Source organism: Micromonospora sp. LOL_023 (assembly GCF_048060115.1).
Taxonomy (GTDB): Bacteria; Actinomycetota; Actinomycetes; order Mycobacteriales; family Micromonosporaceae; genus Micromonospora_E.
The window spans coordinates 22,916-36,280 of sequence record NZ_JBHMIM010000026.1 but is presented as its reverse complement, the minus strand read 5'-3'; the positions used below and the strand labels follow the sequence as shown (position 1 = coordinate 36,280).

Annotated in this window: 9 protein-coding genes; 7 read left to right on the top strand and 2 right to left on the bottom strand. The window is 68.8% G+C overall.

What is annotated here, in order from left to right; all coding sequences use genetic code 11:
- Window positions 1-99: 99 nt before the first annotated feature.
- Genes ACFHVL_RS15895 through ACFHVL_RS15880 form a run of 4 tightly spaced genes read left to right on the top strand, consistent with a single transcriptional unit; the run spans window position 100 to window position 4,115 of the window.
- Window positions 100-1,203: a 3-dehydroquinate synthase II family protein gene (locus ACFHVL_RS15895; protein WP_416628666.1), complete on the top strand. Its 1,104-nt coding sequence runs from the start codon at window positions 100-102 to the stop codon at window positions 1,201-1,203.
- A gap of 31 nt (window positions 1,204-1,234) precedes the next feature.
- Window positions 1,235-2,365, top strand: a complete 1,131-nt coding sequence (locus ACFHVL_RS15890; RefSeq protein ID WP_416628665.1) for an NAD(P)/FAD-dependent oxidoreductase — start codon at window positions 1,235-1,237, stop codon at window positions 2,363-2,365.
- A complete protein-coding gene (locus tag ACFHVL_RS15885; protein ID WP_416628664.1) occupies window positions 2,365-3,246 on the top strand; it encodes an NAD(P)H-binding protein in 882 nt (293 codons plus the stop codon). Before ACFHVL_RS15890 ends, ACFHVL_RS15885 begins: the two co-directional genes overlap by 1 nt.
- Window positions 3,243-4,115, top strand: a complete 873-nt coding sequence (locus ACFHVL_RS15880; protein ID WP_416628663.1) for an NAD-dependent epimerase/dehydratase family protein — start codon at window positions 3,243-3,245, stop codon at window positions 4,113-4,115. Before ACFHVL_RS15885 ends, ACFHVL_RS15880 begins: the two co-directional genes overlap by 4 nt.
- A gap of 17 nt (window positions 4,116-4,132) precedes the next feature.
- Here the strand turns inward: ACFHVL_RS15880 and ACFHVL_RS15875 are convergent, their stop codons facing one another.
- Window positions 4,133-7,045, bottom strand: a complete 2,913-nt coding sequence (locus tag ACFHVL_RS15875; RefSeq protein ID WP_416628661.1) for a helix-turn-helix transcriptional regulator — start codon at window positions 7,043-7,045, stop codon at window positions 4,133-4,135.
- A 365-nt stretch (window positions 7,046-7,410) separates the two neighbouring features.
- Here ACFHVL_RS15875 and ACFHVL_RS15870 point away from each other — a divergent pair, with 365 nt between their 5' ends.
- Together ACFHVL_RS15870 and ACFHVL_RS15865 are read left to right on the top strand one after the other, a co-directional pair.
- Window positions 7,411-9,465, top strand: a complete 2,055-nt coding sequence (locus tag ACFHVL_RS15870) for an FAD/NAD(P)-binding protein (RefSeq protein WP_416628660.1) — start codon at window positions 7,411-7,413, stop codon at window positions 9,463-9,465.
- Window positions 9,462-10,961 (top strand): class-II fumarase/aspartase family protein, encoded by a 1,500-nt coding sequence (locus ACFHVL_RS15865; RefSeq protein WP_416628659.1) that lies wholly within the window; start codon window positions 9,462-9,464, stop codon window positions 10,959-10,961. The genes ACFHVL_RS15870 and ACFHVL_RS15865 overlap by 4 nt, the downstream gene beginning before the upstream one ends.
- Here ACFHVL_RS15865 and ACFHVL_RS15860 read toward each other — a convergent pair.
- Entirely contained in the window at window positions 10,942-12,564 is a 1,623-nt protein-coding gene (locus ACFHVL_RS15860; protein ID WP_416628657.1) for an FAD-binding oxidoreductase, read from the bottom strand. The two genes, ACFHVL_RS15865 and ACFHVL_RS15860, sit on opposite strands and share 20 nt — an antisense overlap.
- Before the next feature lie 288 nt (window positions 12,565-12,852).
- Between ACFHVL_RS15860 and ACFHVL_RS15855 the strand changes: the two genes are divergently transcribed.
- A complete protein-coding gene (locus tag ACFHVL_RS15855; protein WP_416628720.1) occupies window positions 12,853-13,347 on the top strand; it encodes a cupin domain-containing protein in 495 nt (164 codons plus the stop codon).
- Window positions 13,348-13,365 lie beyond the last annotated feature (18 nt).

Below are 13,365 nucleotides of genomic sequence, written 5' to 3'. Positions count from 1 at the left end.
ACCATCTCAAGCCATCTTGGCGCGGCGAACTGGTCCGACCGCGTCAGAAGCCCGTGTCTGGTCGCCGGTGTCCGACGCCGGCACCTGAAGGAGGAAATCGTGAGCAAGCTCTGCTGGATCGATGTACGCGGCCTGTCGGGCATCCGAGCTGCTGTGCTGGAGGAAGCCATCCACCAGCGGGTCGACGCGGTGTTGGCGGACGACATCGCCGCCCTGATCGACCTGCCGCCGACGATTCGCAAGGTGCTCTACCCCGCCGGTGACCTACCTGCCGACCTGACCGGAGTGGACGTGGTGATCGTCGACCCGGACACTCACGGCCACCCCGCCGAACTCGCCGGCCGCCACCCCGACACCGAGTTCGGTCGGTACGTCGAGATCGTCGACGCCGCGACACTCGACCTCGCCTGCGTGGCCGCCCGATCCGACCGGTGGTGTCTGCTGCACTTCAAAGACCCGACGAAGATCCCGCTGGAGATCGTGATCGCGGCGAGTGCGGGCGCCAGCGGCAGCATGATCACCACTGTTGCCGATGTCGAGGAGGCAGAGATCGTCTTCGGCGTGCTGGAGCACGGCTCCGACGGCGTGATGCTGGCACCCGCGGAGGTCGGCCAGACCACGGCGCTGGTCCGTGCGGCCACCGACCAGCTTGCGCACCTGGACCTGGTCGAGCTCGAGGTGGTGCGAACCGCGCACGTCGGCATGGGCGAGCGGGCCTGCGTGGACACCTGCACGTACTTCGGCAAGGACGAGGGGATCCTGGTCGGCTCCCACTCCAAGGGCATGGTGCTCTGCGTCAGCGAGACCCACCCGTTGCCATATATGCCGACGCGTCCGTTCCGGGTCAACGCGGGAGCGATCCACTCCTACACGCTTTCGGTGGGCGGGCGAACCAACTACCTGAGCGAACTGATGGCCGGAAGCAAGGTGTTGGCGGTCGATGTCAAGGGTCGGGCGCGTGCGGTGACTGTCGGCCGGGTCAAGATCGAGAGCCGCCCGCTGATCTCGATCGACGCGGTGGCCGCCGACGGCACCGAGGTGAATCTGATCCTGCAGGACGACTGGCACGTTCGGGTGCTCGGACCGGGTGGCGCGGTGCTCAACAGCACCGAGCTGCGCCCCGGCGATCGGCTGCTCGGCTACCTCCCGGTCGCCGACCGCCATGTTGGCCATCCCATCTCCGAGTTCTGCCTGGAGAAGTGACCAACGGGGCCGAGGAGGGAGGGACCTACCGATGATGAATCTTGGACGTCCGATCGATGTGGCCGTGATCGGCGCCGGAGTGCTTGGCCTGGCGACCACCGACGCGCTGGCCCGCCGGGGTGCCGATGTGGTCTGTTTCGATGGCAGACCGCCCGGCCAGGGGCAGTCCGGCGGACTGACTCGAACGTTTCGTCACCGGCATGACAACGAACGTGTCGTGCGCCTCGCTGTCGAGGCCCGCGATGGGTTCCGGCGGTGGGAACGACGCTCCGGCCGGCGGATGATCGGCCCGGAGGGCGCGGTGTACGCCGGAATGGCCGACAGTGACGTGGTCGGGTTGGTCACCAACGGAGTGCCGCACTCCTTCGTCCCGGCGGACCGGCACCGGGAGTACTTCGGTCCGTTGGCCGAGGTCGACGGACCGTTGTTGGTGGACCCCGGTGCCGGCGCGATCCGGGCACGTCGGGTCATCGACAGTCTGACCGACTGGGTGAAGGACCGGATCGTGCAGGCCGACGTGCACGCGGTGACCGTCCCCGCCGGCGGTCGCGCCGTCGAGTTCCACACCGCCGATGCCATCCACCAGGCCCGCCACGTGATCATCGTGGCAGGAACCGCCACTCCGCGGCTCGCCGCGGGCGTCGGGCTCGACGTGCCGTTGAGCAGCGCGTTGCATGCCCGCCCGCACTACCGGGTGCGTGACGCCTTTGCCGGCTCGCCGTTGCCCTGCTGGGTGGACCGGTCCGGGCAGTTCGGCGAGACTGTGTACGGGTCACCCATCGGCAGCACCGGTCGATACGTCCTCGGGCTCATCGGCGACGCGGTGGACGTGCCGTTGACCCCGGCTGGTGCTCTTCCACCCGGCGCAAGCATGGCCGAGCACGTACAGCGGGTCTCTGCCTACGTGGCCCAGGCGTTGCCGGGGCTCGACCCGGACCCGGTCGGAGTACGGGTTTGCGTGATGACCAAGCTGCCGGCCGGCAGTGATGCCTTCGGTGCCTGGCATACGCCTGGTGTCACCGCCCTGACCGGGCACAATCTGTTCAAACTCGCTCCAGTGCTGGGTGAACTGCTCGCCGACACCGCCGTCGCCGACCGCCTGCCGGAACAACTGGCCCAGGCCGCGTCGAAGTCGCTCAGCGCGGCAGCCGGAGTGCGCTGATGATCGTCATCAGCGGAAGCACCGGCACCGTCGGTCGGGCGCTGGTCGCCGAGTTGTCCGCCCGAGGCGTAGCCCTCCGGCTGCTGGTCCGTCCCGGTGCCCGCAGCGCTGCACAGGTCGACCGACACGGCGAGGTCGTCGAGGTCGACATCACCGAGTCCGGGCAGGTGCGGCGGGCTCTCACCGGTGCCCGGCGGCTGTTCCTGCTCACCCCATTCGGACCGCGACAGGATGTCGTACAGGTCGCGATGATCGCCGAGGCCGTCCGGGCGGGGGTGGAGGCGGTGGTCAAGCTCTCCGCGCTCGGTGCCGCACCGGACGCGGCGGCGTCGGTGCATCGCCAGCACGGTAACTCCGACGAGTGTCTACGCCGCAGTGGACTCAGGTACGCGGTGCTGCGTCCGAACGCTTTCATGCAAAACGCCAGTCAGTGGCTGCCCACCATCGACGGTCTGGACGCCGTTGCGCTTCCGACCGGGCGGGCTCGGGTCAGCATGATCGACGTACGGGACATCGCCGAGGTCGCCGCCGTCCTGTTGACCGCCGAGGATCTCACCGACGGCAGTCACGACCTGACCGGGCCGCAGGCGTTGAGCTACGCCGACGTGGCGCGGACGTTGTCCACGGCTGCCGGTCGCACCATCCGGCACTGGGATCTCAGCCCGGCTGAGGCCGCCGGGTTGATGCGGCGGGCGGGCATCGCGGACTGGGCGATCTCGGCGCGGCTGGAGCTCTATGAGAGTTATCGGCGAGGTGAGGCGGATCTGGTGACCGACACGGTCCACAGCTGGACCGGCCGACCCGCGCGCAGCTTCGCCGCGTACGCGACCGAAGTGGCGGACCGGCTGCGTCGGCCCGTTGCGCTCAGGGCGGTGCCGTGAACGTCTTCGTGGTCGGTGGATCAGGCGTTCTCGGGCAGCAGCTGGTCCCGATGCTGCTCGAGAACGCCTGCCGGGTCACCGTGATGGCGCCGGGTGCTCGACTCCGCCACTTGCCGACCGGGGTCGAGACGGTGCCGGCCAGCCTGGTCGGCCCGGAGACCGCAGAGCTGCTCCGTGGTCGGCTCGCGGGGGAGCACGTGGTGGTGAATCTGGCATCGGCGATCCCTGCGGATCCGAGGGCGCCGGGTGGGTGGGAGCTCAACTCGCGGCTACGGCGGTACGGGACGAGAGTCCTGGTGGAGGCGGTACGCGCCGCCGGGGTACCACAACTGGTGCAGATGAGCATCACCATGGCGTACGCCGACGGTGGCGACCGTTGGCTGGACGAGTCGGCGCCGTTCGACTCCGATCCCGCTCGGGTGGGGCTGGTGCAGCCGGTGACCGAGATGGAGTCGATCGTGACTCGGCTCGACCCGAGCGAGGTGAGGTGGACCGTGCTGCGTGGCGGGCGGTTCGTCGGACCGGGCACCGGGCAGGACGCCCAGCAGACGGCTCTGCGTGCCGGAAGGTTGTCGGTGGCGGGCAGCGGGCAGTCGTTCATGTCGATGGTGCACGTACGCGACTACGCGGCGGCAGTCGTGGCCGCGGTGCGGGTCGGTCCAGCGGGTCTTGTCTGCAACGTGACCGCGGAACCGGTGCGGCAGGCAGAATACCTGGACGTGTTGGCCCACCTGGTGGGGGCGGCTCGGCCCGCCAGCGACCCGATCGCTGCTCCCGATCTGCCGTCGCAGCGGGTGAGTAGCGACCGGGCCCGGCGCGAGCTGGGCTGGCAGGCGCGGCACGGTGTCTGGCCCGACGGCGGCTGGTGACCACTTCGTTGACCCGGTCAGGCCGGGCCAGGGCTGCCCAGCCCGCCCTGGTCGTGCAGCAGAACCTGCCGGGTCAGCTCGACCCGGCTCGTCACGCCCAACTTGCTAAAGCTGTGCCGCAGATGGCTGTCGACGGTATGTGGGGACACGAACAGTTGAGCGGCCACTTGACGGTTGGTGAGTCCTTCGGCGACCAGCCTGACGACGCGCAGTTCCGACGTCGTCAGGCTGTCCCAGCCCTGACTGCCCACCGTGGCCTGCTGCCGTTGCCGGCGCCGTACCCCCAGCTCCCGAAGCGCCTGCTGGGCCCGGGCCGCGTCCCTGGCGGCGTTGCACGACAGATACGTGGACAATGCCTGCTCGACGAGCCTGACCGCCTCATCGCGGCGGACGTTGACGTCCTCACGTGCGGCCAGATCCTCCATGGCGGCAGCCCTGATCATGACTCTCGGGCTCTGTGCCAGCGTGTGCACCGCCCGGCGGAGCGCCCCGAGATCGTCATGGGCGACGCCGCTGGCGTGATCGGCGATCCCGACCAGCGACGGGATGTCTGGATTGCGTTCGGCCAGCCGGCGAGCCATCTCCACGGTGCGGGAGGCGAGGTCGCTGGCACCGGCGGCCAGCGCCAGGCGGCTCAACTGGGGCGCGGCTTCCGGCCTGCGGGCCAGCATCCGCAGCAGCGACTGGCTGTCGACGCCTGTCTCGATGACTGTCCGTAGCGCCGAGGCTGGTTGCTCACCGCAGGCGAGCCGGAACTGGGTGACTATCCATGCCAGGTCGACCGGCACCGGCACGTCGCCAACTGTCGAGATCTCATGCGCCCGGTCCAGATGGGCGCGGGCGGCCGCCAGATCGTCCCGATGCATCGCCAAGCTCGCCAGCAGGGTCAGCAAAGGCAGACTCAGCGCCGGAGCGGCGAGTTGCTCGGCGACCCGGGCGCCCGCCTCGGCCTCGGCGACCGCGTCGTCCAGCCGACCGCTGACGGTGAGCATCATGGCCCGGTGGTAGTACCAACGGGGCTGCGTCCATGCGGTGCCGAGACTGTCCGACTCGCGTTGGTCGTGCGCGAAGAGCGACTCGGCCTCGGCAAGTTCGTCCACCGCTGTCAGCGCTGCGGCCAGCCACAGCCGTGGGTGACGCCGTCGCGCCTCCCCGCCGACCTGCTCGGCTATGCGTACGGCGTCTCGGGCGTACTCGACCGCCGACTTCAGGTTGCCCACCATCCGGGCCGCGATCGAGCGGGCGCTGGTACCACAGACCAGGGCACCGTAGGTCCCCGTCGCCGCGCCGAGCGCAGCGGCTTCGGTGCCGGCGTTGTCGCCTCCGGCTATGTCGCCGGTGTCCAGCAGCGCGTATGCCTGTACGGAGAGAAGCTCGGCGCGGATCGGGTCGCCGGGTCGGGCCCGGCTGATGCCCCGCGACGCATAGCTGACGACATCGCCGCTGTGCCCGGTGACGTGCAGCGCCTCGGCGAGGCCGAGTAGCAGTGCCGCCTCCTGCGCCGAATCGAGTCCGGCGTGCAACGCGGCCTCGCCGAGCTCGATGGCTTCGGCGATCCGGTCACCGAGAGCGAGGAGCCGAACCGCTTCCGCGACCAGTGGGGGACGGGACAGGTCGTGGGGAGTGATCAGCTCGAGCATCCGCAGGATCAGGTCCGCGGCGGTGTTGGGCGCGGTAGGCGCGATCTGCGCGACCGCTTGCCGTAGCACCGCGACCGCCTGTCCGTCGCCGGCATGCCCACCTCGTACCAGATGCTCGGCGACTTCCACCGCCGAGCGCCCTTCGCGTTGGATGACCGTGGCCGCCTCGCGGTGCAGCGCCCGACGGACAGGTTCGGACAGTTGGCCGTACAGCGCCTCGCGAATCAGGTCGTGGCGGAAGCGCAGCTCGTTGCCGTCGGCTTCGAGGATGACGGCGGAGACCGCCTCGTCGACCGCCGGCAGCAGGTCGATCGCCGACCGGCCGACCAGGCCGGCTACCTCGTGCACGGTGAACGGCCGTCCCAGCACCGACGAGGCGTCGAGCAGCCGGCGGGTCAGCTCGGACAGGTCGCGCAGCCGCAGGTCGACCGCGCTGAGGAAATCGGCGGTCAGCTCGCTGCCGACCAGGGTCGCGACCCCACCGGAGATGGTGAGCTGGCCAGTCTCCCGAAGCGTCGAGACGAGCTGTTCGAGCAGGAACGGATTCCCGGCGCCGCGTTCGGCCATCTCGACCACCGAATCGTCCGGGATGGCACCGAGCATGCTGGCGCAGAAGTCGGTGACCGCCTCCTTCGCCAGCGGCTCCAGGTCGTGGGTGCGGGCACCCTCGGCGACCAGCCAGTCAATGGCGTCCTGACCGAAGGTGCGGACTGCCGCAGGTCGTCGCGACAGCAGCCAGGTCAACGGTGACGACGCCAGCTCCGGCACCAGGATCCGCAGCGCCAGGGAGGTGAGTTCGTCAGACAGGTGGGCATCGTCAAGGCAGATCAGCATTGGTTGTTTCCGGACGTACTGCTCGACTTGTTCACCAATTTGATCAACGAGGTGTAGCGGATTCTTGCCGCTGTCGCTCGCGGTAGCCAGGTCGAGTCCCGGTGGGTGGGCGTTCTGCAGCAGCGTCCGCATGGTGGTCAGCGGAGCGGCGCGGTCCAGCGCGGTGGCCCGGCTGCTGGAGACGGCCATCCCGAATGCCCGCGCCTCCGTGACTGCGGTTTCCAGCAGTCGACTCTTTCCCATCCCCGCAGTGCCCTGCACGACGATGCACCCGCCGGCACCGGAGGCTGTCTCGATCAGCGCGCGGTGCAGGTCGAGCAGCACGTCGGCGCGTCCCACCAGCGGTGGGGCAAGTATCCGAGACTCGGTGGCGAGTGCGCCATGCCGCTGGACGGAGCCTACGCGCAGCATCGGATAGTTCTCGGTCTGCGGGCCGATCGGTTTGTTGTCGATCATTCCCGGCGCATGTCTCACCCCGGTCCAGGATGGCAGCGCGGTGACCGTATGTGGGTAGTGCTTTGGGCCATTTTCCACGGACACGTACGAACCCTCCCGGTGCGCGGGGTGGAGGCGTCGGGTGTGGTGCAACACGAACCAGAGCATGCCTGCTGCGGGGTCACCAAGTAGGACGGCACCCAGCCGGGTGGTGATGGACGGCTGTGGATCAATTCTATACCCAGAGAGATCAATCCGCTACTTTGGAGGATCCTGGACCTTGGCGTGCCGGTACGCGCGTGATGTCCCATCACTGTCGGTCGATATCCCGTGTTGACGTGATGCTCAATTTTCCCCCGTCGATGTCCACTTGGGTGTCGACGCCAATGATCTGGCGAGTCAGTGAGGACCTCATGGCGGGATACGATTGCGACCTTCGAATCTGCTTGATCGGTGCCGGGCCGCGAAATCTGTCTACCTTAGAGCGCATCGTCGCCAACTTATCAGACTGGCCGCGGGCCAGAGCGGAGATTCACGTCGTAGATCCATTCGTCCTCGAGGGTAGTCAGGTCTGGCGTACCGGACAGGCGCCAGCCCTGCTGATGAACACGATCGCCTGCCAGGTCAGCCTGTTTACCGATGACAGCGTCACCTGTGTGGGTCCGGTGCGACCCGGGCCGCGGCTCGACGAGTGGGCGCGGACTCTGGCCATCATGGATCCGGTTGACGAGTACCCGGCAGAGATCCTCGAGGAGGCGAGATCACTCGGGCCCAACGACTACCCATCCCGAGCCCTCTTCGGCTATTACCTACGCTGGGTCCTGGCCCGGATCCGGGCTACCGCAGGCCCTCAGGTGGCCATTCGACTGCACGCCGACCGGGTCGTGCGCCTGCGCAACGCCCCTGATGGCAGACAGGTCGCCCTGCTCGCCGCCGGTGCCCGGTTGGATCAGCTGGATGCCGTGGTCCTCGCTCAAGGACACATCTCCATGCCACTTGGTGGCGAGGAACGCCGGTTCGCTGCACACGCGGCCCGACACGCTGTTGTCTACCAACCGCCGAGCAGCCCTGCGGACGTGCGCCTCGACGACATCCGACCCGGTCAGCGGATCGCGCTGCGGGGGATGGGCCTCAACTTCTTCGACTACCTGACGCTGCTCTGCCAGGGCCGAGGCGGCCGATTCATCGGGCCGGCGGATCGGCTCCGCTACCTGCCCTCCGGCGACGAGCCGCTGCTGTACGCCGGATCCCGACGAGGTGTCCCGTACAACGCACGCGGGGAGAACCAGAAAGGCGTGGCCGAGCGGCACCAACCCTTGTTCCTCACCGAGGACGTGATCCGACGGTGGCGATGGCGGGCCCGGGCCGGTGACCCGCCCCGGTTCGGTGCCGAGGTCTGGCCCTTGATCTCCCGCGAGGTCTGCGCGGTGTACTACCACGCGTTGATCAAGGAGAGCCGGGGCGTCTCGGCGGCGATGGAGTTCCAGTCCGAGTACGTCAGGTGGGCCTACGACAGCGAGGCCGTACGTCGGCTGTTGGGGCGGTTCGGTGTCGCCCGGTCACAGTGGTGGGACTGGCGGCGGATCGCCGCCCCGTACGGCGACCGGCGCTTCGCCAGCACGGACCAGTATCAGCGCTGGCTCCTGGACTATCTGCAGGCCGATCTCCGGGCGGCATTGCTGGGCAACGTGACAAGCCCGGTCAAGGCGGCCCTCGACGCGATGCGTGACCTGCGAAACGAGGTGCGCATGGTGGTGGACCACGGTGGGCTGGCGGGCAGTTCGTACCGGGACGAGCTCGTCGGCTGGTACACCCCGCTCAACGCCTTCGTGTCGATCGGCCCGCCAGCGCGTCGCATCGCCGAGATGATCGCCCTGATCGAGGCCGGTGTGCTCCGGGTTCTCGGACCTGGCCTGAGCGTCGTCAGCCATGAGGACCCGCCGGGCTTCCGGATCTGGTCGGCGAACGTGCCGGAGCCGCCGACACTGGTGGAGGGCCTGATCGAGGCCCGGTTGCCCGAATTCGACCTACGTCGCACCGACGACGAGCTGACCGTGGACCTGCGACAGCGTGGTGACTGTCGGCCGTACCGGATCCCCGATCCGGCAGGTGACGACTACGAGACCGGCGGACTGTGGGTGAGTGAACGCCCGTACCGCCTGGTCGACAGCGCCGGAAGGGAACATCCGCGCCGGTTCGCGTTCGGCATCCCGACCGAGAACGTGCACTGGGTGACGGCGGCCGGCATCCGCCCCGGGGTCAACTCGGTGACGCTGGCCGACGCAGACGCGATCGCGCGGGCCTGCCTGTCGTTCGCCGGGCCACCGCGGCAGGCACCGCCGGGCGGCCCGTTCTATCTGCACCAGCACATCCCGCTAGCCTGGCTGCCGACCACGGCGGCCAGCCAACTGCTCGCTGCTCCCGCGGGAGGTGCGCGGTGACCGCGACACCGACGGCCGAGGCCGTTGGCCTCGACGCCGGACTGCTGGCACCGGTGTGGGCCGGGCTGCCGTCCGCCAGTTGGCTCACTGACGAGGCGTACCTGCGGGCGATGGTCCGGGTCGAGGTGGCGCTGCTGCGCGTTCAGTGCCGGCTGGGCATCGTCCCAGAGAGGGTTCTCCCGGTGGTCGTGGCAGTCGCGAGCAGCGCCACGCTGGACGTCGCGGCGCTGGCGGTCGCCGCCCGCGGAGCGGCGAACCCGGTGGTGCCACTGGTCGAGGCACTCGTGCAGGCGGTGCGCGAGGTGGATCCGGCAGCTGCGGAATTCGTGCATCGAGGGGGTACCAGCCAGGACATCCTCGACACCGCGACGATGCTGATCGCCGACCGGGTGCTGCGGGCGGTCCGAGACGACCTCGACGCCATCGTGGCGGTGCTGGCCGAACTCGCCGCCGAACATCGACTCACCCCGATGGCGGGGCGTACGCTCACCCAGCACGCGGTGCCGATCACGTTCGGTGCCAAGGTCGCCGGCTGGTGCAACTCGGTACTCGACGCCCGCAACCGCCTGGCCGCGCTGCTTGACGCAGGTCTACCGGTGCAGCTCGGTGGTGCGGCCGGCACTCTCGCGGGGTACGCCGAGTACGCGGCCCTACAACAGGGCCAGTTCCGCGGTTCACCGTTGGACCTGGTTGAGCCGTTCGCGCGGGAGCTCGGTCTGGCCGCCCCGGTCGTGCCGTGGCATGCGCTGCGCGCCCCGGTGGCCGAGATCGGCGGGGTGGCCAGCCTGATCACCGGCACGCTCGGCAAGGTCGCGATCGACGTCCAAGGCCTGGCCCGTACTGAGGTCTCGGAGGTGGCCGAGCCGGCCGGGGCGGGCCGGGGTGTGTCGTCGGCGATGCCGCAGAAACGCAATCCGGTGCTGGCCACCTTGATCGTGGCCGCGGCCCGTCAGGTGCCGAGCCACGCGCTGGTGCTCGGGCAGTGCCTGCTTGCCGAGGACGAGCGTTCCGCAGGAGGTTGGCACGCCGAGTGGCACCCGTTGCGGGAGTGCCTACGCCTGGTCGCCGGTGCCAGCGCCACCGCCCGGGAACTGCTGACCGGGCTGGAAGTCTTTCCCGACCGGATGCGACACAATCTCGCGATGACCGGCGGCGCGTTGGTCACCGAGCGGATCAACGCGGTGCTGTCGCCGGTGCTCGATCGCGCGGCGGTCAAGCGACTGCTGGGCCGGATCGCCCGGATGGCTGCTGAGCAGGGGCGGGACTTCGCCGAGCTGCTGGTCGGTGACCCGGAACTGCGGTCGACGCCGGTGCGGGCGGTGGTAGCCCGCGCTGGCGGGTGGGACCAACTGCTCGATCCCACCCGCTATCTCGGTGCCAGCGCCGAGATCGTCGATGTCGTGCTGGCGCGGTGCCGTGTCCCGGCCGACGTCGACGGCGTTGCTACGGCCGGTGCCGGCCGGGACACGGGACCACTCAGGAGCCGGCGGGTCTGATGGACTGGGCGTGCCGGAAGATGTTGCCCGGGTCGTACCTGGACTTGATCTGTTGCAGCCGTGGATAGTTCTGCTTCCAGTACAGGTCGTGCCAGGCGGTGCCCGAGGTGTTCTGCGCCGGGTCGCTGATGTCGACGTCCGCGTAGTTGATGAAGCAGCCGTCGGTCACCTCATCCGGCACCGGCACCCCGCCGGTCTGCGCGTGCACCGTCCGGTAGAACTCGCTGAGGAAGCTGAGATGCCGCTGATCGTCGGCCGCATCCACCCAGGCTGTTCCCCAGAGCAGTTTGAGCACGGAATCCCGGTGTGGCGTGGCGGTGGCGGTCGGCGAGACCGAGTTGATCCGACCACCGTACGAGGCGATCGAGACCACCCATCCGGGCTGGTCGTAGCTGGTCTCTGAGAGGACCCGCCAGAACCCGTCCACCTGGGCGGCGGAGAACGACCGCCGTTGGTAGCTGGACTTGTACTTGTACCGGTCGGTCGGATTGCTCATCCACAGCCCGGGCCAACCCGTGGCGTGTAGCCACGGCAGCCTGCGGAGTTGGCCGACGACACCGGCGGGGCGGAGCCCGTCGTTGACTGCCGCGATGAACCGGTCGAGCAGAATCCGGGAGTCGGCCCTGGTGGCATCCATCTGGACGATCATGCTGAAGGTACCGTTCGGCCGGGTGGTCAGCTCCAGTCGAGCGAACAGGCCGGCGTAGGGCGAGCTGGCACCGCTGTTCAACTCGTGCCAGCGACCATAGTTGTCCAGCAGCCGACCGTACGACTCCCGATCGAAGTCGTCCCAGTTCCAGGTGACGGTGCAGATCCACACATCGGACGGTGGGGCTGGGAGGAACTGGGACGGATCAGCGCCGGTGGCACCCGGCGATCGGAACCAGTAGCGGGTGCTGACACCGAAGCTGCCGCCACCTCCGCCGGTGTGCGCCCACCAGAGGTCGTGGTGCGGATCGGCGGGGTCGCGGGTGGCCACCACCGGGCGGGCCCGCCCGGTGTGGTCCACCACCACCACCTCGATCGCGTGCAGATGGTCGACGATGAGGCCCTGTAGTCGACCCATTTGTCCGTACCCGGCGCCGCTGACATGCCCGCCGATTCCGACGGTGTAGCAGGAGCCGCCGGGTAGGGTGACCCCCCACCGGCGGAACAGGGCGTAGTAGACCTCGCCAAGGGTGGCGCCAGCTTGAACCATGACCGCGCGCCGGTCCGGGTCGTGACTGATCAGCCGCATCTCGGTCATGTCGATGATCGTCTTGACGTCGGGATTGTCGACGAAATTTTCGTAGCAGTGGCCGCCGCTGCGGACGGTCAGCCGACGGCGCTCCGCGACAGCTCGGCTGACCGAGCTGACGACCTCTGATGTGGAACGGGGCAGGCGGATGTAGTCAGGGTCGCTGGTGAACCGCTGGTTCTGGCCGCGGGAAAGACCAGAATGCCGCAAATCTCCGCGAGGGACGAGATGGGCGTCCTGACGCGGTCCTGGACGCCGGTCCGTCGGTGCGGCGAGAGCGGGATCCATGCCCAACTGAGTGGCGGCGAGGGTGCCACCGACCGCGACCGATCCGGTGAGGACCGACCGGCGCGAGAGTGCACTCACTGAGGTGTACCTCCGGGTTGGCTGAGCGTGATCGCCACCCGTGCGGGTGGCCGTCGGCAAGACTCCACCGCGTCACGCGGTCTGACATCACGTCTTTACGTGATGTCTTCTCACGTCTTTGCGGGACGCGTGATTCGTCCGCTCAGGAGCGGCCCCGTTCGCTTTGGTCTGTGCCGGGCGCGTCGGGGCACCAGCCGGCGGACAGATCGCCGAAAGACGCGATATGCCCGACCGTCGGCGCGGAAGACCCTTGATAGGCCAGGAGTCGTTCGGAGGGTGGGTGTGACCATGAGCTTCATCGAGCAGGGGTTTCCGCGGGCCCGGTACGTCGCGGCGGGCGAGGGTCCGAGCGTGTGGGCGTTCAGCGGCGACAGGTACACGATCAAGGCGGCGGCCGGGGACACCGGTGGTTCGTTCGGCCTGATGGAGGCGATCGTGCCGCCGCAGAGCGGACCGCCGATGCACATCCATCACAAAGAGGACGAAGCCTTCTACATCGTGGATGGGCGGTTCGAGATCGCGGACCACGACCGCGAACTCGTCGCCACGGCGGGTTCGTTCATCTGGCTGCCCCGGGGCGGTCCACACCGCTTCCGCAATATCTCGGACAAACACGCCAAGATGCTGCTCTTCTTCCTGCCTGGCGGGTTCGAGCAGTTCTTCGTGGACTGCGGCCAGCCGGCGGTCGATGGCTCATCGCCGCCGTCGGCGGATCAGTTCGCCGTCGATGTGGAGCGTTCGATGCGGTTGGCCACTGATCGATACGGGATCGAGTCGGTCTAGTACCCGAGGTGTCGGTGC